The following is a 23,814-nucleotide window of genomic DNA, read 5'->3' on the forward strand; positions in this document are numbered from 1 at the left end:
CTTCACGGTAGAGATAGTGTGCGGTCGCCATGCCCCGGGACGTGGAACACGGCCTGGTCCTCGCGAATCGTACGCAACTGCCAGTTGTTCAGGCTGTCGCCGGGCTGCAGCAGGTGCACAGCCGACAATGACCGCGCACCGGCGGGCAGGGCTGCCACAAACCTAATGGCGCCCCGGGTCTCGATCCCAAGCAGGGTGAAGGGCGGCGCCGGGGATTTGGCCTTGGTTTTCTGGCCGGTGGCCGTAGCCGGTCGTGTGATGGCGGCCGCTGGTACAGCGGCGGGCGTCGACAGTTTCTCGATCGCCGATTCAACCGCGGCCAGTCGTTGTTCCAGTCTGGTCAAATCGGCGTTACTCGGACCACGGGGTGTCGCTTGAAGCACTTTCAGTGAAGCGCTCAGATCAGCCAGTTGCTGGCTGAGGCCTGCCTGCGCTGAGGCACTCTGGCCTTGCGCCTCGCCCAGCGCTGCTACCTGCGGCTGGAGCGTCGCGAGCGTATTGCTCAGTGCATCGATGTCGCGGCGTAGAGCCGGGGCAGGATCGGCAGGGGTATCGCGGGCGGTGGCCTGGAGCTCGACCAGTTGCTGGTGATGATTGTACGTTTCGGCGGCGAGCACGGCGGCGCCGAGGCACAGCGCGCCGATCACCAGGGCCTGAAAGTGCTGAACCTTCATGGCGCAATCTCCAGGGCCGAGAAGGGTGATTCGGGCGGTGGCAAGCGCAGGGCGTAGCACACGGTCCGGTCGACCGGATCAATGTCGAGCCGCCAGGCCGGGCCACCAATGATGGTCAAGGCGTCCAGCAGCGCGATCGGGCCGAGGCGGTGGTGCACGGCAGGCAGGGGACGGCGGAACAACCGATCCACCACCCCACTATCGGGACAGAGTGAGTAGCCCGAACGCTGCAGCACGTGGCGCAGGGCTTCGCCGACATTCGCGTGCAGGGCAGGGGCGATCTGCACGTTGATGAGCTGGTACAGGGGCTGGCGCTGCTCCAGCGTCGGTCGGGTACTGACCAAGGTGTAGCGGTCCTGGCGGACCCAAGCCGGTATCGAAGGCTTCGGCTTGGGCGAGGAGGGCGGTGGCTCAGCTGGTGCAGGCGTGGGCGCCGGTGGTGGGGTGTTGCAGCCAACCAGTGCGATTATCAGGCAGAGGACGGGGAGTGGGGAGCTGTGCATGACCAGGTCTCGATAAAAGTTGCCGATACCTTGGCGAAAGTGCGGACGGGTCCCCACTGGAAAACCGAATCTTGCCAGCCAGATTTCCGTCGAGGCCAAAAAAAAGGCGCCCGTATGGGGCGCCTTGGATCAGTTTTCAGTGAACAGGGGCAGCTCCGGAAGCGCTGCGGCGTCGGGGTCAAAGATCAGAAAACGGGTGTCAGCCTGACCTGCCAGCAGGAGCAGCTGGAGTAACGCGGGCGGTACATGATCATCGCGCAGGCGTGCACTGACTTCGTCGATGCTGCAACTGCTGCTTCCTGTCCCCATTCCTACTACCCAGGGTGTCGAATACAACTTGCAGCCGACGGCATGGCTGCTGTTGAGTTCAAAACACTCGAAGAAGCTCGCCGGTGAATTACACCACGCGCGTACTTGCAGGTACTCGAACGCTTCCGCCGGCAGGTGAGCGCTGCTGATTTCCCAACTGCGGCTGTAGTGTCCGGTGGCAAAGGAAAGCTGCTCGACCAGGTCGCGCGCAGCTTCCTCGCTGGGGAGGTCGCCGAGTTGCAGCAGGCGTCCGAGGTGACTGTCAATGACCTGATAGAGCACCGTCCTTACTAGACCGTCCACCGGGCAGCGCATGCGCACTAATGGTGGCACCCTTTCGCTGTCGGTGATAACGGCATAGTCGTCATCGAACAGGCACGGCTGCAAGTTGATGGCCTCATTGGGTAGCTGGTTCTGGGCTAGGTGCAGCGCGCGGTAGCAGGGCGGGCAGTCGTCGGCATAATTGATCTGGACGACGCGTTCGTAGCTGAGGTTCTGGACGCCGCGAAGAAACGGATTGCGAGTCGATGGATGCATGATGGTTCTCCGAAGGCGCAGAGGCCACCCCGAATTGGCGATGGCCTCCTTGGACAGAGGTGGGCTGTTAGAGCCAGCCGTATTCGGCCAACGAAAGCGGGGTGCCTTCGCCGACGATGATGTGGTCAAGGACGCGGACCTCAATCAGGGCCAGGGCCTCGGTCAGGCGTGTGGTGAGTATCCGATCGGCACCGCTCGGTTCCGAGCAGCCTGAAGGGTGGTTGTGGCTGAAGATCACGGCGGCCGCGTTGTGCTGCAGTGCCTTGATGACCACCTCGCGGGGATACACGGAGGCACCGTCGATGCTGCCGGTGAACAGAATGTCGAAGCTCAACACGCGGTGACGCGAGTCGAGGCAGAGCAGGGCAAACACCTCGTGGTGGTATGGGGCGAGTCGCAGTTTCAGGTAGGCCGCGGCATCGGCGGGGGTGATCAGCTGCTCGCCGCGCTGGAAGTGACGCTGGTCCAGCAACTGCAAGGCTTCGGTGATCAGCGTATCCTCACGGACGCGTTGGGCCAACACGGGGTCCAGTGGGTCGACCCGGTTCAGGGCAGTGTTCATGGGCAATTCCTCGTGGGAGATGGAGCGCCCCCTGGGGGAGTGCCCCAGGCTGGTGAAATGCGTGACTCAAAGACGCGTGAAGCGATGACGGGCACCGTGGGGCGAGCTTTGGCAGCCCTCGCACGGTCGGGTGGAAAAGGCCTCGAAACCGGCGCCGGTGTGTGGATCGAAATCGGCGCTCAGTGGCATCAGGGCCTGCAGTTGGGTGCGCAGGTGGACGATGCGTTGCTCGACTTCAGCCTCGCTGTAGTACAGCGACAGCGCGCTGAAGTCGTCATAGGCGACCGTCTGTAGGCAGTCTTCGCAAAGCCAGAAGATTTCCATGGCAACCTCCGACATGAGTGAACAACAGGTGCTCGTGGGAGCACCTGTTGTTGGCGGTCAAGCTGCCTCAGGCAGGCTGAGGTACTGCGGTGGATTTATGTGCGGCGGTCGGAGTTGGCTGACGCTGATCGGCGTCACCGCCGGTGTCCGCGTTTTCCGCTTCCGGTTCCTCTGGAGCGTCAGGGGCGCTGGCAGCGTCGGTGCGAGCGGGCGCACGGTAGCTGAACTGGCCGTCGACCTTGATCCACTCGATGAAGATCAGGCGGCCTTTGAGGCTGGCGCCGGGTTGCCCCTTGCGCTCGCCTTTCTCGTACAGGAAGGGATCCACCCAGAGGTCGCCGATGCGAAACGCGATCAAGACCTTGCGTTCAGCACGGACGTCTTCCAGGTGTTCACGGATCAGCCGGTCGGCTTCACCACTGGCGACCTTGCAGTCGAAGCGGGTGTACTCGACGTCGTCCGAGGCACCGTGCAAGGCGGCGATGTCGCACGCCATGAAGGCTTGGCCGCGGCGGACCGGGACTTCGCGAACACGGTTCAGGTAACCAATGCCGCTGGTGTGCAGGTTGAAGTAGATGGTGGGGGCGTTATTGCTTGCAGTCGTCATGATGGCGCTCCTGTTCAGCTGAAACGCGGACCTCCACCGGCCCTGGCGGCGGGTGAGTTCCGCAAGGGGAGTGCAAAAACGTGTCGGTGTAGAGAGCGCTCATCACCGAGGGGACGGTGACCGTGCGAGCTGCCGAGCGCGCATCGCACTTGGGGAGAACCACCCGAAAACGGGCGTAGCCTTGAAGGTTCTGGCTACCTTTACGCTGTCAACGACAGCGGTGTGCAGCTCATCTATAAAACGCGGGAAAAGCCCCGTCAACCGTGAGTTTCAGGCAGTTTTGGCCAACGGAATACGGTGGTGTTCTGTGGATTTTCGAAGGCGAAAAAATAGCCCGACGGTCATCAGGCTAGGAAGAATTGGACCACCCTTGATCCGGCAATCTGACAGCGGGGTTCGTCGCACAATCTCCCCTGCCGATCCATCTGGATCACCCGACCCTTGTCGTGGTCTGGGTCGGCATCAACTGGCACGCATCCGCGCACAAAAGGTGCCCAGTGTTTCGCCGGCGGGCACCGGAGCTGAGCATCGTCGCCGAAGCGGATGACCCCTGAGGCCTGGCACAAGCCGCACGGGTCATCCACCTGGACAACTTGGGAACGCGGTGAAGCCATCCGAAGATGCAGAGAAGAGTGGCTCCGAACTCTACGAGTCTGACCGAGCTGCCCGGAGCGAATCGGTCTTGGATCGCCTCGCGGCGAAGGGCACCCTCACTACACCAGCGCGATGGTGCCTCGTCAAGTCACGGTTTTTTTCCCCTGCTTGGGTTTCGCCACCGGCTTGGTGCCCTTGCATTCCGGGTAGCGGGTGCAGGACCAGAAGCTGCCAGTGCGACCCTTGCGCTGACGCATGGCACTGCGGCACACCGGGCAGAACGGTCCCTTGCTGGGGGGCGCGCGCAGGGTGAGCGAGGCGTGACTGCGCACCAGCCGGGTCAGCCACTCCGCCTGCTTGGCGAGGAAGGTCTCGACACTCAGTTGGCCTGACTCGATGCGGTCCAGCGCCTGTTCCCACAGCGCGGTCAGCACCGGGTCGGCGACTTCAGGCGGTACCGCCTCGATCAAGGTATGCGCCGCCGCCGAAGCGGCCAGACTGCGTTTCTTCTTGGTCAGGTAGCCGTGATCGATCAGGCCTTGGATGATGGCGGCGCGGGTCGCCTCGGTGCCGAGGCCGCAACTGTCCTTGAGCGTCTGCTTGAGCCGCGGGTCGGCCACCTGGTTGGCGATGGTTTTCATGGCCTTGACCAGGGTGCCTTCCGTGTAGGCCTTGGGCGGCTGGGTGCGCTGCGCGTTGACCGTCGCGTCGGTCAAGGTCAATGCTGCCGCCTCATGCAGTGTCGGCACGCGCTGGGCCTGCTCAACCGGCTCGTGACCATCGCCTTCGTTGATCACCGCTTTCCAGCCGCGAGTTAGGATCTGCTTGCCGCGGGCGAGTAACCGATCAGCCTGGCTGTGGAGCAGCGCCTGGGTTTTGAGGTATTCATGCTCGGGCAGAAACTGCGCCAGGTAGCGGGCGCGAATCAACGTGTACACCGCCCGTTCGCGCTCGGAGAGCTGCGCCAGGTCCAGTGAAACGGCGGTGGGTATGATGCCGTGGTGCGCCGTGATCTTGCTGCTGTTCCAGGCGCGGGAGCGGCGGCAAGGGTCGAGGTCTTTTAGCGTTTGTCCCAGTGAAGGCGCGGCCGCCGCCAGGGCGTGAAGGACACGCGGGACCTCATCGAGCATGCTCTCGGGGAGGTAGCCGCAGTCGGTGCGCGGGTAGGTGGTCGCCTTGTGGGTCTCGTACAGCGCCTGGGCGATCCCCAGGGTCTCCTGCGCACCAAGCCCGAGCTTGGCTGAGCAGACCTCCTGCAGGGTGCCCAGATCAAAGGGCAGCGGTGGGCCTTCGCGAACCCGCTCGACCTCCACGCTGTGGACTTTGGCCGATGCCTGCCGAATCAGGCGCCGCGCTGCCGCCTGTGCGTCTACCTCGTCGATGCAACGCCTGGCGTCGTCGCAAACCTCGGCGGGTGGCTGCCAGCGCGCCTGAAAGCGCGTGCCATCGACTTCCAGCTGAGCGTCGACGGTCCAGAACTGCTGCGGCACGAAGCTCGCGATCGCCCGGTCGCGTTCGACCACCAGGCGCAGCGTCGGCGTCTGCACACGCCCCACCGGCAACAGACCATCGAAGCCGGCGCGGCGACCGAGCAGGGTGAACAACCGGCTCAGGTTGATGCCCACCAGCCAGTCCGCGCGGGAGCGGGCCAGTGCGCAGTGGTACAGCGGTAAGGTCTGCTCGCCCGGATGCAAGCTACCCAGGCCCCTACGGATCGAGGCGTCATCAAGGGCCGAGAGCCACAGGCGCAGGACCGGACCCTGGTACTGGCAGCGCTCGAGAATCTCCCGGGCGATCATCTCGCCCTCACGGTCGGCGTCGGTGGCGATCACCACCTCGCTGCAGGTGCGTAGCAACTGGTGGATGACCTTCAGTTGACTGGCGACCTTGGGTTTGACGACCAGTTGCCAGCGGGCGGGAATGATCGGCAGATCGTCCAGCGACCAGCGTTTGTAGTCGCCATAGGCTTCAGGGGGCGCGGTTTCCAGCAGATGGCCGACGCACCAGGTGACGGTGACACCCGTCCCCTGCAGGCAGCCGTCGCCCCGCCGACTGGCTTGCAGCACGCGCGCGATATCGCGGGCTTGAGATGGTTTTTCGCAAATAAAAAGGCGCATACGCAGGCCCTCTCGGTGGGTACCGATAGGGTGGCGGGGTGGGGAGGGAGCACCAGCGATAATCCGAAGCCGCCGCGCTCCTGTTGGTGTGCAGCGAGATCCGGCAGACGGTTACTTGCGCTGCGCCAGGTGGGTGGCCAGCGTTTGCAGAAACTCCAAGGCAAACTGCTTATCTGCTTCGCCCTGCGCCTTGATGATCGACGTGATCTGCACGTCCTGGTCCTGGGGGCGAGGGCTGATGGCCAGTAGCAGCTCATCGGCGGGGCAACCGTAAAGGTCGGCCAGTTGCAGCAGCTTACTCACGGAGAGCTCAACCTGGCCACGTTCGAGTCGCGACACGGCTTCACCGGAGATGTTCAGGTACTCGCCTACCTTCGCTTGGGTCAGACCACGGGCGCGACGATACGCCGCCAACTGGCGGCCAATGTGATGTGGGCTAGGCTCTTTGACTGGCAACGGGGGCGCTCTCCGGTTCAACTCATATGGCTGACCAACCACCCCAAGATATGAACGACCAAAAAATAGTTGTATCACCCGCCTGTCCACACGGAGGCTGCGATTTGCACGGATCAAACCAGACTGAGGCGGATGCGCTAGCGATCAAGGCCTATGAGCTATTCATGGCCACCCACCTGGAACCGGATAACGTCGAGGCGCGCGCCAGGTTGATCGACTGGGTCCAGGAAAGTCCGGCGCACTGGCGGGCATTCCTTGCCCTGGACCAGTACCTGGAGGACGTGTCGCAGTTGTTGGAGGGGGCCCAACGGGGGAAAGTTCGGCGAGAGTGAAAGTGCCGCAGGCGTAAGGGTTGCCCGCCGGGCAGGCTGCACAGATCCAGCGATATCGCGCTGCGGGCCGTGATTCCACTGAAATCCACCCGCTCAAGTGGTCTTGCGCGACGCCTTCTTGCTGGCCCCTTTGCGCCCGGAACCGGCGTTTTCCTGGGCCTTCTCGCGCATGGACACCGACGCCAGGCGGTGCGGCAGGATGCCAATACGCCGCGCCTCTACCTTGAAGGTCACCCGCGCATTGTCCTCGCTGTCTTCCCACTCGTCCTTGACCGTCCGACCCTCGACCAGGATGCGCATGCCCTTCTGGAACAGGGTGCTCCAGTGCTCGGCGTCACGGTGCCAGAGCTCGACCGGGGCCCAGTAGCCGCCGCGATCCTCGTAGCCGCCTTCGCGCGGTACCGGGTTGTCGAAATACACGTTCAACCGCAACAGGCGCCGTGGTTCCTCCGGGTTGTTGTTGAATTCCTGAAATTCCGGAACGCTGCCGATGTTGCCTTCGCCAACAAAGAACGTACTCATGCGTGCTACTCCTCGGTGGGGGAACGGGAAAGGGCGAGTTCGGCGACCTCGAGCTTGCTGGCACCGGCGATGGCTTGGCGATACAGCGACTGCAGGCTGCTCATCTGCAGGTTCAGCACCACGCGGTTGGTCTCCAGCTGATACAGCGCCTGCCGCAGCTCGGGGTGGAGTAACGGATGAACCATCGCCTCCTGCCACACCGCCACGCCCATGCGCTGAAAGTCTGGGCTGCGCCAACGTAAAAAGTCGGTGCCGGTCGCGCTGTGCTGGACCACCAGTCGCAGGTCCAGCAGCGCGAAGGGTGGCTGCGCTACGATCGCCAGCATCACCCCCATCAACTCGGCGACCTGGGTGCGCAGGCGCAGGATCGTCTCGGCGAACTGCTGCAGCTCCCCCTTACCCTTAAAAGGCTTTAAAAGGCCTTTTAGGGAGGCACCTTGTGCGAGCTCGCGATAGGCCTCTGCGGACAAACGCCGGGCAATCGCGTCAGCCAGGGTCATACGTCACCCCCGTCGACTGGCGCATCCGGTGTGGGCGGGGGCTCGGTCTCTGGCGCTTCGAGGGCTTCGGTCACCGCCGCCGCACCTTTACGGGCGATGGGCGGGGCGAATTGCGAGCGGCGGGCACCCTCCAGAATGTCCTGCGGCGGCAGGCCGAATTTGTCGATGGCTTCGCGCGCGCGGGCGTTGTTGGCGGCCATGTCATCCCGGCTGACGCCGGCCACGCGGTAGTGCTGCGCCAGGCCCAACAGGCTGCGCAGGACATGGGCACCACCATCGATCCAGGATTCCATGTCCATGCGACCGATCAGCGCGGTGTGGTGGGCGAGCAGTACCCGACGGACCAGGACGTCGTAGTCGGTCAGCAGGTAGATCGCGAGAAAGCCCAGCTGGCTGCCGATGAACAGCGGCAGGGTGACGGGGTGGATGTTGAGGTTGTCTCCGACATCGACCTGAGGCGGCAGGGCGCGCTCGACGTGGCTGACTTGCTGGGTCAGCGTGCGTATCTGGGCCTTGGCCTGCAGCAGCTTTTCTTCCAACTGCAGCATGAACCAGTCGGCGTACGGATCGTCCTGGCTGCTCGCCTGCTTGAGCAGGTTGGTGACTGCGATGTAGCCGGGCATACCGAGAATCGGGTGCACCCCGTCGCGGCGGCTACGGCCCTGCCACAATCGCGCCGCATGGTGGGTGTGCAGGGTGAGGGTGATGCTGCTGCGCAAGGAGCCCAGGTTGAGCTGGTAGTGATCGGCCATTGCCAGTACCTCGCCGTCGAAGTGAGGCTGACGATGGGCTGAACGGTGAAGGCCGAGGGGGATCAACGTGAAGCTGACGTGCTCGCATTACCGGCAGTGGATCAGTATGGATTTGATGGCAGTGGCATCAATTCCACAGGCGTCCACTGCCTATGACGCTGTACCGAGGCCGCGACAGCGTTGCTTCAGTTCCGCCAGGCAGGAGAGGGCGAGTGGCGAGGCGGTGCGCTGACCGTTGCGGTGTGGCCGTTCGCTGGCCAGCGTCGACACTGACTCCGGCCTTGATGCGCGTGACGGCGCAGCCGCAGGCGTTGTCGCGTCGGCGCGGGCCGCCCAGAGGGTGAATTCGCCCTGGCAGGCGCGCTTGATCAAACCCATCAAGTAGGCGACCGGTTTTCGGATCTCGCCGCGGGCGCAGCGCACCGCCGCTTCGTTGATCACCGCTTGTTGCTGCTCAGGCTCGAGCTGACGCATCGCCTGGGTGGCCATGCGCCGCTCGGTCGGGTTGAGCGGTAGATCCTCCGGCCATTGCGCTCGACCGAATTCCACCTGCGCCAGTACCGTACTTTTTTTGCTTTGGTCTTTCTGTACGGTACGGCCGGCGTCGGCATTCCGAACTACAGCCGCAACCGGTGCATTGTCGCAGGGTTCGGATTCGGTGGCCGAGGCGTGAGGATTCCGAACGGGGTGGCGCAGACCAGGTTCGGAATGTTGCGCTTGCGCGTCTTCGTTCATCAGCGGCAGCGTGTGTTGCTGTGTCGGGGGCAGTGAGCGCAGCCTGTCCTTGTCGCCCTGGGCGACCTGCGGGTCGGCTTGAATTTCGGTAAGCACATGCTGCGTCACATCACGTACGCCCTTGGTGGCATGGCTGAGGTTCTGTTGCAGTAACCCTGCGTAGCCGCTGTCCAGCTCAAGCTGCTCCGCCGGCGTCAGCGGATCACCGTGCAGCACGTAGACGCAACCGCGCAGGCAACCTTGGGTATCGCGAGAGCGGTCGACCAGGCTGAGCCAGCGGGTGGTCCGCAAGACGTTCAGTGCACGGGCGATGGTTTCGCGCGATGCCTGGTTACCGCAGGGGCTGGTCGCGAGGTAAGGCTGCAGGTCCTGGTAATGCGGCGTTTTCACCTGGCGCTCGGTGATCAACCAGCGCAATACCTGCCAGGTGTTGCGCTCCAGCGGCGTCAGCCGACGATCGAGCAGCAAGGCCTGCGGCAACGGATTATTGTCGCCGTAGTAGATCGTGCGCAGCGGCGCTTCCTCGGCGGATGCGACCGATTTGGCTTGCGCTGCCTGCCACTCGTTACGCCGCCGGAGGGCGTCATAACACTGGCGCACCACGTCCTGCCAATCGACCTCGTAGAAACTCAGCATGGCGCACCTCCGTACAGTTCGACCTGTTGCCAGACCAGGGTCAGGCTGATCTGCTGCTCCTCGGCAAGCATCATCATTGTGTCCAGCGGATCATTGTCCGGATCTTCCGCCCGCAACTGGCTCCAGCGGTTCCACACCGCATGTTCCTGCGCCTCACTGAGCTGGACCGGGCGGCCGCGGTGGGTCTCGATCTTCAGCACGCGGCGCCGCAGGGCGGTTTCCGAATGGTCCAGGCCGAAGCAGCGGTACATGATGTTGGAGCTCGCGCCCAACTTGAGCGCGCGGTTGATCAAGCGCTCGTTCTGTTCATCGCGTTCAGCCTGGACAATCAGGCGGCGCAGCACGGTGGTGTCGACTTTGACCTCGACCCAGGCGATCGACGAGTGCGCCAGGTGCGACAAGGTGGTCGGCGGCAGCGACTGCAGCACTTCGATGTCCTCGTCGGCCAAGCCCAGGGCTTTGCAACGCTGCAGGCGACCATGGCGCAGTTCATGCAGCACCTGATTCAACATGGCATGGTTCAACAGATTGAAGGTCGTGCTCATGAGGCAGTTCCTCACGTTAACGAGTGGGCGACAGCGTCAGCTCGATCAACTGCCGAGCGTGGCGGATCAGCGTGAACAGCTGCTCCAGCTGGGCGTCGGGGAGTCGTTCGAGGCCCACGGTCAGGGCAGGGCGCTCGGCAAAGGGCAGGTCGTAGACGCCGATCAGCAACTGACCAAACAATGCGGCTGGCAACTGCTGGCGTTGGCTCCAGCTCACATCATCCTGCAGGCGTAGCAAGGCCGAGAGGATCAGCTGAATGCCGGTGTGTCGCGGGCTAAGCCGATCGCTGTGTTCAGGTGACAGCGTGAACCCGAGTCCATCAGGGTGCGGGCTGACCAAGGCTGCGGCATCAGCATAATCGGCAAGGTTAGCCGCCAATTCCGCACAGCGTTCACGCAAGCTGCTGATGTCGTCCGGCGAAGCGGGGGACGATGGAGATGGGCCCACCTGCGGCTGAACGGCTTTCCCACCATCGGGTTGCTTCGCAGAAGGCGGCTCATCACTCAACGCTTGGCGAATGTGGGGCAGGCGTGGTTCCACCACCAGCGAGGGATCACTGCCAGAATCTGCCGGGTCTGGGCTGGGCAACTCAGTGGCTGTTCCAGACGCGGCCTCAAGGGTAGGTGGCGACTCCACAGGCTTGCTCGCCAGATCCTGCGGCACCGGTTGGAGAGCGGGCGACATGATAGGCGAAAGGCGTTGCTCCTGATGCATTTCCAGGGCCAGCAGACGGGGTGTCTGCTGTAGCGCCACCGCCATTTGGGCAATCAGTTCGTCCTGCAACTCGCTCGCGTCCAGCTCAGGTGTTTCACCGTCAAACGTTGACAGCACCTCCAGCCACAGCAGCGCGAACTGTTGGGTATCACCGAAATAGCGATTCCAGCTCGATTCCGCGCGACGCCTTACCGTTATCAGGCGATCGATGGCGGGTTTGCCGAGACCCGCATACAGCACCAGTGGAATGGCAGGCAGCAAGTGCTCCAACGCGTCGAACATGCGACTGATATGGGATTGGGAGATGGGATAGCCACCCTGGCTCAAGTGCACGGAGAGCTCCCGTTGACTGAGAGGCCTGTCCGGTTCCTGAAACATGTCCTTGAGTTTCGCCACGGCCAGCGACCGTTCGATGAACGTGAGTTGGCCATGCAAGTCGCTTTCAGCCAGATGCCCGAGCAAGGCATGGCACTCGGACTGCCAAGGACGAAACAGGCAATGGATGCGAAAGAACCGCTCCTCGCGGGTTTCCTGCCAAAGCTCAGCGAGGATGCTCAGCCGCGTATTGCCGCCGTTACGGATGATGAAGTGCTGCTCATCCGGCCGGCGGGTAATGGCCGGGGGCTGGTCCAGGCCGCGTTCGCGGATCGACGCTTTGATTTCGTCGTACAGCGGGTTGCGGACAATGCGTGGGTTGAGCTCGTAGGGGCGCAACTGCTCGAGACTGACCACCATGGGTGTGTCACTGATCGGCACTACCGTGGCCTCACGGTCGTGTTTTTGCGGGAAATGCGACTGCTGCAGTTGACGCGTGATGTCTTCGGAGGTCGGCGGTTTCATCACACATCCTCCGATCAGCCGCGACGGATCAGCCGGCATTCGACTGCTGACTGCTGGCTGGGCATCTGCGGACCGGCCCCGACCAGCCGCTTGGCCCATTGCGGGAACAATTCGACTGCCAAGGCACGCATCACCTCCGCGGCACAAGGGCTGCGGCTTCTGGGGGGCGGGGTGGGCTCGACCCGGTGCACAGGCAGTCCCAGCGAGGCGGCATTGGGGTAGGCCACGCGGTCGGGAATGACCGTGGCGCACACGCTGACGTGAGGATCGCCTTCAAAGGACGCTTGCAGGCTCTGCATGATTAAGCGGGTATCGCGGCGATTGGCGTTGACCTGGTTGAGCAACAGCTTCACCGATGGCAACGCCACCCCCAGGTAGCGGTAGGGCTCCAATTCGTCAAACAGCCCCAGGGTGCCACGGCGCAGCTCGCGCGCGGCGAGCATTTCCGGTGGGACCGGGCACAGGGCGCAATCGGAGGCGAGGATGACCATCTCCACCACGACGCTGCGTGCCCCTTGAGTATCAATAATGAGCACATCGTATTGATCCTGGAAGGCCGGCAGCAGGTTGCGTAAACGCAGGCGGCCATCGGCGGCATGCAAGAGCAGGGTGTTGATGTGTCCGGCGCGGTCGTTGGAGACGATCAGATCCAGATGTTGAATGACCATCGTGGAGATGACCTGCTCAGGCGCGGTGAGACCCTGGGCGATGAGCTCGTAGCTGCCGGCCTCACGGGGTGCGCACAAGGCGTAGTAGCTGGACAGCGTCGGTTGGCTGTCCAGGTCCAGCAGCAATACGCGAAAGCCCGCATCGGCAAGGACTCCGCCCAAGTTGGCGGCGACCGTGGTCTTACCCGCGCCGCCCTTGGTCGAGATCAGCGAGAGAACGTGCATGGCGCTACTCCTTGAGCGCCAGACGATCCTGGACCCACTTCTCGATCTCCAGTGAATCCCAGCCGACGGCACGCGTACCGATCCTCCGGCATTGCGGGAACTGGCCGGCCTTCATCAGGTTGTAGATGTGCGAGCGCTTGAAACCGGTTTTCTGTTCGACCTCATCGCGACGCATGATGTGGCGGTCGGTAGGCAGAGGGGCAGGGCTGATCGGTTGCATGATGTCACTCCGTAGCACCATGTGGTGCGCAGTGGGATGTGACAGTCAGTGAAGGTCGACAGGAGAGAAAAAACATTGTCAGGCAATGCCGACCATTGCCTGACAATGCAGCGTTAGCCCCGTGTGACTTGGGCCAAATGCCGACGCGCGTCGGCAAATCTCCGATCAAGGGTACTTTTGCTCAGGCCGGGAGTACCAGGGAACCGGCGCGTAATCTCTTCGACTAGAGCACTCTGGGACCTGTAGATTGACTGCACACGGCCGTCCTTCGATTTGCCCAGCGTGACCTCCAGCAGTGCACCGACGATTATGCATTGCGTACCTGCAGACGCTTCGGAGGGAATCCCGAGGGCGTCAAGCCGCTCTGATAGTTCTTTGTTATGAGCAGCGAGAGCTGTCACCTCGTCGACGGCAGCCGAATGTGTTTGGCGTAGATTTTCGAACTTGCGTAAGGCTGCATCGTGCTCCGCTTGCAGTGCCAAATAAGCGTTCAGGCTCACGCATTCAGCATGATCGATATTTTGCGAAAACAAGAATGTGGGCTTCTCTGCCGGGTAGTTGCGTACAAACCAAAGGCGAAGATCCACATGGCGAATGGACCAGTAGACGCGGTCCGCTTGGCTGTCTGTAGTGATCGGACGTCCTAGGTAGGTCGCAGGTAACTCACCACAGGCGATGGCATCGTAGATGCGCTCGGCATAGGCGTGGAGAAAAGGCCATTGTGGAAAGTGCTTGAGCAAACTACCGGGGTGAGAGAGGTCTATCTGCAGAATCTCGTCTTGGTGATCTTCGAGGTCACACCAGAGAATCGCGGCATCGATAGGGTGGTAAGAGCTTCTGATTGAGATCATGACGCACAGCCTCCTGCTGAATTCGTCCTAGACTCGCTGGCGGGGGCAATGATCTTGGCCTCAGTCTAGTGAGCCTGACTCCAACAAGACCGTTTAAGATCCAATGGTGGTGACAATGTTCTGATCAGTTGGTTCGGCAGGGTAGTGGTGGTCACGACAGGTTTCGGCGCTGCTCTCTCGTCCCTAAATCTGAGTCTGTCTGACTAAATGTGGCTGCCCTGGCAAGGTTGCCACGCTGATCCAGACATCGTCGCTCAAATCGGTCGGTGCATTGTATGGCACCTGTCGTGCCAAATACTCGCGGCTAAAGACGGGAGCTCCAGACCTAGGCCTTGCGCTCTTTGCCTCTAGCCTATGAGTACGACGCTGTGTCTGCTTCGGAATTAGTAATGGAAGTTCAGCGTCATCTGGGCCGAGCGGCCTTCAGCCCAGGTCGCATAGATTGGGTAGGATGAGGCAAAGTACTGAAGGTCGAACAGGTTCTTCAGTTTCAGATGAACGTCCAGCGACTTGGAGAATTTGTAAGACGCCATGGCATCGACCTCGGCGTAGCCTGGTGTCCACTTACGCGTGGTGTCGCTGACCGACGCGTAGATCAGGCTGGAAGCTTTCACGCTGGTGCCCACCGTCCATTTCGGCGTCACATCATAGTAGGTCCAGAGCGTCAGATTGTGTTTGGGTACCATGACCATTGGCAGGCCCGATGCCGATTCGTTAGCATCGCCGGCATCGGTGGTAACGGCATTGAGGTAAGAGTAGCCGCCGAACACACGCCATTGCGGGGTCAACTCGCCGGCCACACCCAGTTCCACGCCGCGTACGCGCTGGGAACCGGCGTTCTCGATACCGCCTAGGCCATTGCTGACACGTGCGTTGGTCTTGTCGGTCTGGAAAATCGCCGAAGTCAGCGACAGGCGACCGTCTAGCACATCCCACTTGGCCCCCACTTCGATATTGCGGCTGCGCTCGGGTGAGAGGTCGTCATTGGCCGCGGTTAGTTGGTCGTTGCCGCCCCCCGTGCCACCGTTGGCGCCGGGCGGATTGGCCGAGGTGCCGTACGAGGAATAGAGGCTTAGGTTGTCGATGGGTTTGTGCACCAGGCCCACCTGGTAGCTGAACAGGTTGGCGATGTTCTGCAGGTTCTGCGTGCCGCTCTGGTGCACCCGAGTGTTGTAGTAGTCCAGACGTACGCCGGTGTTGAGCAGCCATTTATCCGACAGAGCACACGCATTGAGCAGAGTAAAGCCAGTGTCTTTGATAAAGGCAATCTGAGGGCGGCCTTTGAGGGCTTAAAATCGGGAAAAGGAACCATGAACCGAGCAGAGCTAGGTGAGAGGAACAAACCAGTGGAGCATTGGTAAGGCGCAGAGTCTGTCCCATCTCGCGATAAAGTGAGTGGGCATTTTATGATCTTTGTACTGGGTAAGTGGCGGTTGGGCCATTCGAGAGGCACAGTGGCTAGTCTATATTATTCTATATTGAGAATTTAATATCAAATATAGAATTGCTCGTGAAGACTTACTAAGCTAGAGGCTCCTCATAACAAGAAGAACGGTCTTTGATCATGCTCTTTGCACAGAAATTCTCCATTGGCGCCAAGCTTTTGGTCCTGCCCATCTTGTTCGTACTTGCATTATTGGTTGTCTCGGGTGTCGCCTACCACGGGCTGGCCAGGCAGCAGGCAGTGATCGAAGAAATTCAACAGTTGCGCTTCCAGCAATATAGGCAGGTCTTGGAAACCGCGACTGCTCTGCAGGCGGCGATGGTTGGCGCCTATGCCACGGGGGCACGCATTCTTGAATCCGGTGGGCAGACCGAGCTGGAGGAACTGGAATCTTACTTCGAGGATATACGGGCGAGTGTCGACGACATGCGCACTGGCCTTGGCAATGCAGCCCGTGAGACCCGCTTGGGTGACGAGGAAAAGGCACTCTATCGGGCGGTGCAGGAGCAGGCTGCTGTAGTGACCGAGGGACTGGACGATTTTCAGCGCACTGCCTTGAAAGATCAGATTCAGGCTGCTTCGTTGTTGGGACGGGTGCGCGCTGACAGCAACGGCTTGCAAGCGCAATTCAACCGCCTGTTAGCGCTGCAGGCGCAACTGACCTCTGACGCGTTTGCCGAGGCCGAAGCTTTGCAGCGTCAGGTATCAAAGATGCTAGTAGTGATATCACTGGCCGCCAGTGCTCTGGCGTTGCTGGTCAGTCTTTTGTTAAGGGGGCAGATCTTGCGCCCCATCCGGGAAATCGAGCAGGCATCGATTAGGTTGCGAGACGGTGATCTGACGCACCGAGTGCGCGTGATCGGTGGCGACGAGATCGCTCACACTGCGCAGGCGTTCAATGAGCTAATTGACAGTTTCCAGCAGGCGATGCGTCAGGTTGCCGCGGTAGCCGCCTCGGTCAGTGCATCGGCTGAGACGCTGGTAGGCGCCTCGGCGCAGGTGGCCGAGAGCTCCTCAGCACAGACCGGTGCGGTTGGGGTAGTATCGATGACCATCGAGCAGATGAGCGCCAGTATTGCCGCCATCTCCAACCATGCCCAGAGCCTGCGAGGTTCGGCCGAGGCTAGCTTGCGAGGCACGCAGGACGGACACTTGGCGCTGTCGCGTCTACTCGAAAACATCGACAGCGTACGGCTGGCATTCTTAGCGATTCGCGGCTCGGTAGGTGCTTTTGTCGAAAGCACCTCGGCGATTACCGCCAGTATCACCCAGGTCAAGGATCTCTCTGCACAAACCAACTTGCTGGCGCTCAATGCGGCGATCGAGGCGGCGCGGGCAGGTGAAAGTGGGCGCGGCTTCAGTGTGGTAGCAGATGAAGTGCGTCAGTTAGCGCAACGCTCGGCCCAAGCGGCCAATTCAATCAATGATTTGACAGTTAACCTTGAAGGCCAGTCCGAGGCGGTTGGCGACGCTCTGCATGCAGGCACTGTGGCACTGGATGACAGTGGCAGGCTATTGAGCGAACTGGAGAGCACTTTGCAGCAAGCTGCGGACCTAGTTGGGAACTCGACTAAAGGTGTAGACCAGATCGCTGATGCGGTGAGTGTGCAAAGCGAGGGCGGGCGAGGGATCGCGGAGCACATCGAGCACATTGCCCGTATGGCTGGGGAAGGAGATGCGATTACACGTCAAGTTTCTGGAGCGGTGGTATCACTGCGTGAGTTTTCGGAGGAACTGAGCCTGGCGGTGAGTCGCTTCCGCTTCTAAATCTGTTTTTGTGGGGAGCGGCGCATGCGCCGCTCCCCACAAAATCAGTGAGAGCTAACGGTTACGAATCAGTTGTAGGAACTCTTGGCGAGTGTTATACGAGTCGCGCATGCATCCGAGCATGACCGAGGTGCTCATTACCGAGTTTTGCTTTTCCACACCGCGCATCATCATGCACATATGTTTCGCCTCGATCACTACCGCCACACCGGCGGCATGGGTAACTTGGGCAATCGCTTCGGCAACCTGGCGGGTCAGGTTTTCCTGAATCTGCAGTCTGCGAGCAAACATATCGACTATACGCGCCACTTTCGACAGCCCCAGCACTTTGCCTGTGGGGATATAGGCAACGTGCGCCTTGCCAATGAACGGCAACAGGTGGTGCTCGCACAGCGAATACAATTCGATATCACGGACGATGACCATCTCGTCGTTGTCCGAGTCGAACAGTGCGCCGTTGACGATCTGCTCAAGGCTTTGCTGATAGCCATGGCACAGGTACTGCATGGCTTTAGCGGCGCGTCTTGGAGTGTCCAACAAGCCCTCGCGCTGCGGGTTTTCGCCAATGCCCTGCAGAATTTCGCGATAGTTTCGGGTCAGTTCCTCGTTCATTGTTGTCCCTGTTTAGAGTTGAATTATAGAAATTTTGTCGGTGGCTTGGCTGGCGTCGTGAAACTGTGCAGTCGAGCCATTACGCCATTGCTCCAGTAACAGCGCTTGACGCTGGTGGGCATGATGTAGAAAGCGCTCTTTCACTGGCCCGTAACCGCGCACGCTGTTTGGCAGCTCCAGCAGCTCGCGGGCTAGTTGCAGGTTGTCGCTGCGCAGGCCTGCGAACACTTCATCCAGAATGCTTTCATAGTTACGCAACCAGTTACGCTCGACCCTGCGCTCATGGGTATGGCCGAACGGATCGAGCCAGCTGTTGCGCAGTATCTTGAGTTTGGCCAGCAGCTTGAAGCCTTGCAGCATCCAAGGCCCGTAGCAGCGTTTTTTGGGTTCTTTGCTAATGCTGTTATCGTTGAGCAGCGGCGGTGCCAGGTGGAAACGCAGGCGGTAGTTGCCTTCGAACGTTGACTGGATCTTTGTCAGAAAGTCGCCGTTGCTGAACAGTCGGGCTACCTCGTATTCATCTTTGATTGCCAGGACCTTGAAGTAGTGGCGGGCAACGCTTTTGGACAGCTCGTCCGGCTGGCCCAGCAGCCGAGTTTCGGCCTCCATAAACTGCTCTACGCGTTGCCGGTAACGCTGGGCATAGGCTTTATTCTGATATTGCGTCAGGACGCTCATACGCCGCTTAACCATTTCTTCCAGGTTTTGCGAAAGTATGCGGTCGGCGCTTTGCTTTTTGCCGGCTTCCACAATGCTAAGTACCCGTGGCAAATCGTGGGCACTGCGTCGGCCCCAGGCGAAGGCTGCCAGGTTGAAGGCTACCGCGGTGCCATTCAACTCGATGGCCTGTTCCAGCGCCTCTTCGCCGACCGGTAACCAGCCTTTCTGATAGGCATAGCCCAGCATGAAGGTATTTGTAGCGATTGAATCGCCCATCAGAGTCGTGGCAATTTTGCTTGCGTCGACAAAGTCCGCCCGCGCTGCGCCAACGGTTTCGGCTATTTGCGCTGACATGCCTTGCGTATGGAATTGCGGGTCAGGGTGGCTGGCCAGATCACCGCTTTGCGCCTGCAGAGCAAAGGTACGCACGAACGCACTGGTAATGCTTTGCTCGCTGTTGACCAGAGCGTGCGTCACACCTTGGCGCAACTTGGATAACGTTTCGGTGTTGGCACTGACAACCAGATCGCAACCCAACAACAAGGCTGCTTCACCTTCGGCGATCCGCGGGGCGAACAACTGATCCTGGCGGGCAGCGATGCGAATGTGGGACCAGACGGCGCCGCCTTTTTGTGCCATGCCAGCCATGTCGAGGTTAAGCGTTCCCTTACCTTCGATAAATGCCGCCATGCCCAGTAAGGCACCTATGGTTACTACACCAGTGCCGCCCACACCGGTCACCAGAATGCTGTATGGCTCTTCGAGGGCGACGACCGACGGAGCGGGCAAGTCCCAGTCATCGTCGGCCTTGGCTGCCAGGGCCTGTGGCTTGCGCAGCGTTCCGCCTTCGACGGTGACAAAGCTTGGGCAAAAGCCGTTCAGGCAAGTGAAGTCCTTGTTGCACGAAGATTGGTCGATCTCGCGCTTGCGGCCGTACTCTGTGTCCACCGCCACCACCGACATGCAGTTGGACTTGCTGCTGCAGTCGCCACAGCCTTCACATACCGCTTCGTTGATCACCACTCGACGTGCCGGGTCGGGGAACTTGCCGCGCTTTCGACGCCTGCGCTTCTCCGCTGCGCAGGTCTGGTCATAGATGATTGCCGACACTCCCTGGAACTGGCGCAATTGCTCCTGGACCTCGTCCATCTTGTCGCGGCGTACTACCGGGACACTTTGGGCCAGATCATCAGTGCCCTTGTACTTCTCAACATCGTCACTGACCACCACTAAGCGCTGAACGCCCTCTGCAGCCAGTTGGCGGCTGATTTGTGCCACGCTGAGGCTGCCGTCCACTGGCTGCCCGCCTGTCATGGCAACGGCATCGTTGTAGAGAATCTTGTAGGTAATTTGCGCCTTTGCCGCGATGGCGGCACGAATAGCGAGAATACCGGAGTGGAAGTAAGTACCGTCACCCAAGTTGGCGAAGACGTGTTGGGTGGTGGTAAACGGCGCTTGGCCGATCCAGGCCACACCTTCGCCACCCATTTGGCTGAAAGTTTGGGTTTGCGGGTAGATCCAGGCGGCCATGTAATGGCAGCCGATACCGGCCAGCGCGCGGCTACCTTGCGGCACCTTGGTCGAGGTGTTGTGCGGACAGCCAGAGCAGTAGTGCGGCACGCGTTCCATCAGGTTGCTGAACTGGCCTTTGCACGCCAGCTGCGCTTCCAAAAGGGCTAGGCGCATTTGAAGCGAACCGCCTGGGTGCAGGCGCAGGATTCGCTTGGCCAGGGCTCGTGCGATCATCGCCGGCGTCAGGTCATTTATAGCCGGCAGCAGCCAATCGGTGTGCGGCAGGCTCCATTCACCCTTGTCGTCGAACTTGCCAACGATACGCGGACGTACGTCCTCACGCCAGTTGTAGAGCTCTTCCTTGAGTTGGTACTCGATCATGTGGCGCTTTTCTTCCACCACCACAATCTCTTCCAGACCTTCGGCGAACTGTCGCACACCTTCAGCTTCCAGCGGCCAGACCATGCCGACCTTGTAAAGGCGCAGACCGATTTTTTGCGCTTGTGTTTCGTCGATCCCAAGGATGCGCAGGGCCTGGCATACGTCGAGATAGGACTTTCCCGAAGTGACAATGCCAATTCGTGCATTCGGCGAATCCATGACAATGCGATCGAGGCGGTTGGCTCGGGCATACGCCAGGGCGGCATACAGCTTATGCTCCAGCAGGCGCTGTTCCTGGGCCAGTGGTGGGTCGGGCCAGCGGATGTTCAGACCCCCTTCAGGCAACGCAATGGTCGGGATTACAGGCTGTACGCGATGAATGTCGATATCGACGACGGCCGCGCTTTCAACAGTGTCCGCCACAGCCTTGAGGGCGACCCAGCAGCCTGAGTAGCGCGACATGGCCCAACCATGCATGCCATAGTCGAGGTACTCCTGTACGCCGGAGGGCGCCAACACCGGCATCATCACTGCCTTGAAAATGTGCTCGGTCTGGTGGGGAAGGGAAGAGGAGCGGGCGCCATGGTCATCGCCTGCAATGGCCAATACACCCCCAAATTTTGATGTGCCAGCTGCGTTCGCGTGGCGGAAAACATCACCGCAACGGTCTACGCCGGGGCCCTTGCCGTACCACATGCCGAATACGCCATCATACATGGCACCTTCGAACAAATTGACCTGCTGCGTACCCCAGATCGAGGTTGCGGCAAGGTCTTCGTTCATACCAGGGTGGAACACTGTGTGGTGTGCTTTGAGGTAGTCACGTGCTTTCCACAGGGCCTGATCGAGTCCCCCTAGCGGCGAGCCTCGATATCCGGAAATGAACCCGGCGGTATTCAGACCGTTGGCCTGATCGCGTAGCCGTTGCATCAGGGGCAGGCGCACTAGCGCCTGAATCCCCGTGAGCAGTACATGTCCACTGTGTTGTACGTACTTATCTTCCAGAGAAACCGGGGTACTCATGTTCATCCTCCAGGCGTTGTTCTTGTATGGCTGCACCGGTAAGGGCGATGCCTTGTAGAGGCCGACTCTAGAAAGCAGGGGCGCGATCGTAAAATCACAAAAACAGCCGTGAGGTATTGGTGTTTCAAATACCTGCATGCGTCGGCATTGGCGGTGTTGCAGCTCAAACCGGGACTGTCGGGCCTAGATGCTAATTAAATATGGACAAATAATCAAAAAATGTTCAATTATTTGTCTTGAAGACGCTTGAGAACAAAACAGACAAGGGAGAAAGCCATGCGTGCAGCCATCATTTCCGAACGCAATGCGTTGCCACAGGTACGTGAGTTCAATGAGCCGCAAGCGCAAGACGGTGCGGTGCTGATCGACGTGGACACGGCCGGCCTTGGGGGGTGGGATGTGCTCGGGGCCTACCGTCTGGGTGTCGAATACCCTTGCGTCATCCGTGGTGAGGGCGTGGGACGAGCGCCGGATGGGCGGCGGGTATATTTCGGTGAGCGTTCGGTGCTGCCCTACGGTGCCTGGGCCGAGCGCACTTTGGTGCCGCAAGCCGAAGTGTGGAATGTGCCGGATGATGTGGACGACAAAACCGCGATCAGCATGGGTATTGCCGCTACCGGGGCCATCGTGCCGTTGGAAAAGGCTGAGATTCAGAAGGGCGAAAAGGTCTTGGTCCTCGGCGCCACCGGCACCCTGGGACAGATTGCCTTGCAGCTTGCGCGTGGCATGGGTGCTGGCAAGGTCGTTGGTGCTGCGCGTTCACAGGAAGCGCTTGGCCGTCTGAAGTCGCGCGGAATCGCCGACGAGGTCGTTACCCTGGGTGGCAGCGATGATGTTGACGCACTTAAGGAGGCAGCGGCCGGTGGCTTCGATGTGGTACTCGACCTGGTGTGCGGACAACCCTTGCTGACGTCTCTGAAGGCCACCAATTGGGGGGCACGCATTATGACCATTGGCACTGGTGCTGGCCGCCAGCTCAACCTGGATATCGCCGACCTGCTGTTTCGCAGCTTGTCGTGCATCGGGACCGGCCAGCGTCCCCCTGCGGACCGTGAACAGATCTGGCTGCGACTGTTGAAGATCGCCAGGGAACAGCAGATACACGTGGACTACTTGGATTTCACCCTTGACCAGGCCGCAGAGGCTTGGGCTGCTCAGATAGATGGACCGCACGCCAAGATCACGGCCACGATCCGCCGCTGAAGGCCGCAGCGGCAAGCGGTTTCATTGGTTCTGGCGGCGGGCTCGGCATAGCAGATGATCAAGGGCAAAGACGTTTCCATGCGCCAGCTTCGGTACTTCGTGGCGGCGGCTGATGCGGGTCAGTTCTCCCAGGCGGCTCTGAAGGTGCACGTGTCGCAGTCGGCCATCACCGCCGCGGTGCAGCACCTGGAAGAGACTATGGGTGTTAGCCTTTTCGACCGTTTGCCCTATGGCGTGACACTGACAGCCGAAGGCAATAAGTTTGCCCAGCATGCGCGGCATATCCTCGAAACGTTGCAGGACGCCCTGAGCGAGCCGCTGTTCCTCAGCCACTCGACACGGGGAAGCGTGCGTGTGGGGGCTTCCTACACGCTGCTGGGCTACTTCCTGCCAGCGCTGCTTGCACGATTCAAGCGCAACTATCCGCAGGTGGAGATCGAACTCGTCGACATAGATCGCCACAGCATCGAGCAGGCCGTTAACAATGGCGATCTCGACCTAGGCTTGGTGATAGTGTCCAACACCCCCAGCCTGAATGTGTTCTCCCATCAGGTGTTGATTCGGTCCCGCCGGCAACTCTGGTTGGCCATCCAGCACCCCTTAATGACTGCCTCCTCAATCAACCTCGAAGACGTGGCGCAGCACGCCTACATCCTTGCCACCGTGGATGAAGGTGACAGCTCGACGTTTCGCTACTGGGCGTCTCGTGGGTTGGCTCCCAACGTGGCTTTTCGTACTTCTTCCATGGAGGCGCTGCGCGGCCTGGTCGGCCATGGCTTTGGCGTTACCATTCTTTCCGACATGCTTTACCGACCCTGGTCTCTGGAGGGTAAGAGGATCGAGGCTCGGCCATTGGCGGATGTCATTCCGCCCATGGAACTGGGGCTGATCTGGCGACCCGACAAGCACTTATCGATATCGGTCCAAGCATTTCGACAGTTCCTGATCATGGCGTGTACGTCGTGAAACCTTGCTGGCCTAGCGCTGT

Annotated in this window: 24 protein-coding genes; 4 read left to right on the forward strand and 20 right to left on the reverse strand. The window is 60.7% G+C overall.

The features are described 5' to 3' along the window. Positions 1 to 2: 2 nt before the first annotated feature. The 8 genes from ACOKS3_RS10030 to ACOKS3_RS10065 all read right to left on the reverse strand — a co-directional run bounded on the left by ACOKS3_RS10030 (position 3) and on the right by ACOKS3_RS10065 (position 6,683). Complete coding sequence (locus ACOKS3_RS10030; protein WP_075045780.1) at positions 3 to 674, reverse strand: hypothetical protein; 672 nt, start codon at positions 672 to 674, stop codon at positions 3 to 5. Then, positions 671 to 1,177 (reverse strand): PFGI-1 class ICE element type IV pilus protein PilL2, encoded by a 507-nt coding sequence (pilL2, locus tag ACOKS3_RS10035; RefSeq protein WP_051095734.1) that lies wholly within the window; start codon positions 1,175 to 1,177, stop codon positions 671 to 673. The genes ACOKS3_RS10030 and pilL2 overlap by 4 nt, the downstream gene beginning before the upstream one ends. Positions 1,178 to 1,306: 129 nt before the next feature. Next, complete coding sequence (locus ACOKS3_RS10040; RefSeq protein WP_075045779.1) at positions 1,307 to 2,023, reverse strand: DUF5983 family protein; 717 nt, start codon at positions 2,021 to 2,023, stop codon at positions 1,307 to 1,309. A gap of 67 nt (positions 2,024 to 2,090) precedes the next feature. Beyond that, positions 2,091 to 2,585: a JAB domain-containing protein gene (locus ACOKS3_RS10045; RefSeq protein ID WP_051095732.1), complete on the reverse strand. Its 495-nt coding sequence runs from the start codon at positions 2,583 to 2,585 to the stop codon at positions 2,091 to 2,093. Positions 2,586 to 2,651: 66 nt separating this feature from the next. Beyond that, positions 2,652 to 2,909 (reverse strand): hypothetical protein, encoded by a 258-nt coding sequence (locus tag ACOKS3_RS10050; protein ID WP_051095807.1) that lies wholly within the window; start codon positions 2,907 to 2,909, stop codon positions 2,652 to 2,654. A gap of 67 nt (positions 2,910 to 2,976) precedes the next feature. Then, the gene (locus ACOKS3_RS10055; RefSeq protein WP_051095731.1) at positions 2,977 to 3,516 is read right to left on the reverse strand and encodes an STY4534 family ICE replication protein; all 540 of its coding nucleotides are present in this window, start codon (positions 3,514 to 3,516) and stop codon (positions 2,977 to 2,979) included. A gap of 737 nt (positions 3,517 to 4,253) precedes the next feature. Then, the gene (locus ACOKS3_RS10060; RefSeq protein ID WP_051095730.1) at positions 4,254 to 6,227 is read right to left on the reverse strand and encodes a DNA topoisomerase III; all 1,974 of its coding nucleotides are present in this window, start codon (positions 6,225 to 6,227) and stop codon (positions 4,254 to 4,256) included. 111 nt (positions 6,228 to 6,338) lie between these two features. Beyond that, entirely contained in the window at positions 6,339 to 6,683 is a 345-nt protein-coding gene (locus tag ACOKS3_RS10065; RefSeq protein WP_075045778.1) for a helix-turn-helix domain-containing protein, read from the reverse strand. Positions 6,684 to 6,787: 104 nt separating this feature from the next. Between ACOKS3_RS10065 and ACOKS3_RS10070 the strand changes: the two genes are divergently transcribed. Next, complete coding sequence (locus ACOKS3_RS10070; RefSeq protein WP_051095728.1) at positions 6,788 to 7,015, forward strand: hypothetical protein; 228 nt, start codon at positions 6,788 to 6,790, stop codon at positions 7,013 to 7,015. A gap of 93 nt (positions 7,016 to 7,108) precedes the next feature. On the opposite strand, the gene ACOKS3_RS10075 is transcribed toward ACOKS3_RS10070, so the two are convergent. The 10 genes from ACOKS3_RS10075 to ACOKS3_RS10120 all read right to left on the reverse strand — a co-directional run bounded on the left by ACOKS3_RS10075 (position 7,109) and on the right by ACOKS3_RS10120 (position 15,492). Next, positions 7,109 to 7,537, reverse strand: a complete 429-nt coding sequence (locus ACOKS3_RS10075) for a single-stranded DNA-binding protein (protein ID WP_051095727.1) — start codon at positions 7,535 to 7,537, stop codon at positions 7,109 to 7,111. A gap of 5 nt (positions 7,538 to 7,542) precedes the next feature. Beyond that, positions 7,543 to 8,037, reverse strand: coding sequence for a DUF3158 family protein (locus ACOKS3_RS10080; RefSeq protein WP_051095726.1), 495 nt, complete (start codon positions 8,035 to 8,037; stop codon positions 7,543 to 7,545). Beyond that, the gene (locus ACOKS3_RS10085; RefSeq protein ID WP_051095725.1) at positions 8,034 to 8,789 is read right to left on the reverse strand and encodes a PFL_4669 family integrating conjugative element protein; all 756 of its coding nucleotides are present in this window, start codon (positions 8,787 to 8,789) and stop codon (positions 8,034 to 8,036) included. Before ACOKS3_RS10085 ends, ACOKS3_RS10080 begins: the two co-directional genes overlap by 4 nt. A 150-nt stretch (positions 8,790 to 8,939) precedes the next feature. Further along, entirely contained in the window at positions 8,940 to 10,160 is a 1,221-nt protein-coding gene (locus ACOKS3_RS10090) for an STY4528 family pathogenicity island replication protein (protein ID WP_051095724.1), read from the reverse strand. After that, positions 10,154 to 10,705, reverse strand: a complete 552-nt coding sequence (locus ACOKS3_RS10095; RefSeq protein ID WP_075045776.1) for a DUF2857 domain-containing protein — start codon at positions 10,703 to 10,705, stop codon at positions 10,154 to 10,156. Before ACOKS3_RS10095 ends, ACOKS3_RS10090 begins: the two co-directional genes overlap by 7 nt. Before the next feature lie 16 nt (positions 10,706 to 10,721). Then, positions 10,722 to 12,260 carry a ParB family protein gene (locus ACOKS3_RS10100; protein ID WP_051095722.1) on the reverse strand — a complete coding sequence of 513 codons (1,539 nt, stop codon included), beginning with the start codon at positions 12,258 to 12,260 and terminating at the stop codon, positions 10,722 to 10,724. A gap of 14 nt (positions 12,261 to 12,274) precedes the next feature. Next, complete coding sequence (locus ACOKS3_RS10105) at positions 12,275 to 13,153, reverse strand: ParA family protein (protein ID WP_422763824.1); 879 nt, start codon at positions 13,151 to 13,153, stop codon at positions 12,275 to 12,277. A gap of 4 nt (positions 13,154 to 13,157) precedes the next feature. Beyond that, positions 13,158 to 13,373 (reverse strand): AlpA family transcriptional regulator, encoded by a 216-nt coding sequence (locus ACOKS3_RS10110; protein WP_051095720.1) that lies wholly within the window; start codon positions 13,371 to 13,373, stop codon positions 13,158 to 13,160. A 113-nt stretch (positions 13,374 to 13,486) separates the two neighbouring features. Next, positions 13,487 to 14,224, reverse strand: a complete 738-nt coding sequence (locus ACOKS3_RS10115) for a hypothetical protein (RefSeq protein ID WP_051095719.1) — start codon at positions 14,222 to 14,224, stop codon at positions 13,487 to 13,489. A 383-nt stretch (positions 14,225 to 14,607) separates the two neighbouring features. Beyond that, on the reverse strand, positions 14,608 to 15,492 hold the full coding sequence (locus ACOKS3_RS10120; protein ID WP_311295249.1) for a TonB-dependent receptor: 885 nt from the start codon (positions 15,490 to 15,492) through the stop codon (positions 14,608 to 14,610). A gap of 296 nt (positions 15,493 to 15,788) precedes the next feature. Here ACOKS3_RS10120 and ACOKS3_RS10125 point away from each other — a divergent pair, with 296 nt between their 5' ends. After that, positions 15,789 to 17,435, forward strand: a complete 1,647-nt coding sequence (locus ACOKS3_RS10125) for a methyl-accepting chemotaxis protein (protein WP_075047016.1) — start codon at positions 15,789 to 15,791, stop codon at positions 17,433 to 17,435. Positions 17,436 to 17,489: 54 nt separating this feature from the next. Here the strand turns inward: ACOKS3_RS10125 and folE are convergent, their stop codons facing one another. Both folE and ACOKS3_RS10135 read right to left on the reverse strand, forming a co-directional pair. Beyond that, a complete protein-coding gene (folE, locus tag ACOKS3_RS10130) occupies positions 17,490 to 18,047 on the reverse strand; it encodes a GTP cyclohydrolase I FolE (protein ID WP_046785888.1) in 558 nt (185 codons plus the stop codon). 12 nt (positions 18,048 to 18,059) lie between these two features. After that, on the reverse strand, positions 18,060 to 21,623 hold the full coding sequence (locus ACOKS3_RS10135) for an indolepyruvate ferredoxin oxidoreductase family protein (RefSeq protein WP_060493177.1): 3,564 nt from the start codon (positions 21,621 to 21,623) through the stop codon (positions 18,060 to 18,062). A gap of 276 nt (positions 21,624 to 21,899) precedes the next feature. On the opposite strand from ACOKS3_RS10135, the gene ACOKS3_RS10140 reads away from it, so the two are divergent. Then, positions 21,900 to 22,826, forward strand: a complete 927-nt coding sequence (locus tag ACOKS3_RS10140) for a quinone oxidoreductase family protein (RefSeq protein WP_054573037.1) — start codon at positions 21,900 to 21,902, stop codon at positions 22,824 to 22,826. 54 nt (positions 22,827 to 22,880) lie between these two features. Next, positions 22,881 to 23,792, forward strand: a complete 912-nt coding sequence (locus tag ACOKS3_RS10145) for a LysR family transcriptional regulator (RefSeq protein WP_075045775.1) — start codon at positions 22,881 to 22,883, stop codon at positions 23,790 to 23,792. Positions 23,793 to 23,814 lie beyond the last annotated feature (22 nt).

The sequence above is a fragment of the Pseudomonas sp. HS6-2 genome (assembly GCF_049325675.2).
In the GTDB taxonomy this organism is placed as follows: domain Bacteria; phylum Pseudomonadota; class Gammaproteobacteria; order Pseudomonadales; family Pseudomonadaceae; genus Aquipseudomonas; species Aquipseudomonas putida_N.

Coding starts and splice junctions, on each gene's coding strand:
- ACOKS3_RS10030 (WP_075045780.1), bottom strand. CDS start 674: ATGAAGGTTCAGCACTTTCAGGCCCTGGTGATCGGCGCGCTGTGCCTC.
- ACOKS3_RS10080 (WP_051095726.1), bottom strand. CDS start 8,037: ATGACCCTGGCTGACGCGATTGCCCGGCGTTTGTCCGCAGAGGCCTAT.
- ACOKS3_RS10060 (WP_051095730.1), bottom strand. CDS start 6,227: ATGCGCCTTTTTATTTGCGAAAAACCATCTCAAGCCCGCGATATCGCG.
- ACOKS3_RS10125 (WP_075047016.1), top strand. CDS start 15,789: ATGCTCTTTGCACAGAAATTCTCCATTGGCGCCAAGCTTTTGGTCCTG.
- ACOKS3_RS10050 (WP_051095807.1), bottom strand. CDS start 2,909: ATGGAAATCTTCTGGCTTTGCGAAGACTGCCTACAGACGGTCGCCTAT.
- ACOKS3_RS10115 (WP_051095719.1), bottom strand. CDS start 14,224: ATGATCTCAATCAGAAGCTCTTACCACCCTATCGATGCCGCGATTCTC.
- ACOKS3_RS10090 (WP_051095724.1), bottom strand. CDS start 10,160: ATGCTGAGTTTCTACGAGGTCGATTGGCAGGACGTGGTGCGCCAGTGT.
- ACOKS3_RS10095 (WP_075045776.1), bottom strand. CDS start 10,705: ATGAGCACGACCTTCAATCTGTTGAACCATGCCATGTTGAATCAGGTG.
- ACOKS3_RS10075 (WP_051095727.1), bottom strand. CDS start 7,537: ATGAGTACGTTCTTTGTTGGCGAAGGCAACATCGGCAGCGTTCCGGAA.
- folE (WP_046785888.1), bottom strand. CDS start 18,047: ATGAACGAGGAACTGACCCGAAACTATCGCGAAATTCTGCAGGGCATT.
- ACOKS3_RS10140 (WP_054573037.1), top strand. CDS start 21,900: ATGCGTGCAGCCATCATTTCCGAACGCAATGCGTTGCCACAGGTACGT.
- ACOKS3_RS10100 (WP_051095722.1), bottom strand. CDS start 12,260: ATGAAACCGCCGACCTCCGAAGACATCACGCGTCAACTGCAGCAGTCG.
- ACOKS3_RS10110 (WP_051095720.1), bottom strand. CDS start 13,373: ATGCAACCGATCAGCCCTGCCCCTCTGCCTACCGACCGCCACATCATG.
- ACOKS3_RS10055 (WP_051095731.1), bottom strand. CDS start 3,516: ATGACGACTGCAAGCAATAACGCCCCCACCATCTACTTCAACCTGCAC.
- pilL2 (WP_051095734.1), bottom strand. CDS start 1,177: ATGCACAGCTCCCCACTCCCCGTCCTCTGCCTGATAATCGCACTGGTT.
- ACOKS3_RS10145 (WP_075045775.1), top strand. CDS start 22,881: ATGATCAAGGGCAAAGACGTTTCCATGCGCCAGCTTCGGTACTTCGTG.
- ACOKS3_RS10135 (WP_060493177.1), bottom strand. CDS start 21,623: ATGAGTACCCCGGTTTCTCTGGAAGATAAGTACGTACAACACAGTGGA.
- ACOKS3_RS10085 (WP_051095725.1), bottom strand. CDS start 8,789: ATGGCCGATCACTACCAGCTCAACCTGGGCTCCTTGCGCAGCAGCATC.
- ACOKS3_RS10045 (WP_051095732.1), bottom strand. CDS start 2,585: ATGAACACTGCCCTGAACCGGGTCGACCCACTGGACCCCGTGTTGGCC.
- ACOKS3_RS10105 (WP_422763824.1), bottom strand. CDS start 13,153: ATGCACGTTCTCTCGCTGATCTCGACCAAGGGCGGCGCGGGTAAGACC.
- ACOKS3_RS10040 (WP_075045779.1), bottom strand. CDS start 2,023: ATGCATCCATCGACTCGCAATCCGTTTCTTCGCGGCGTCCAGAACCTC.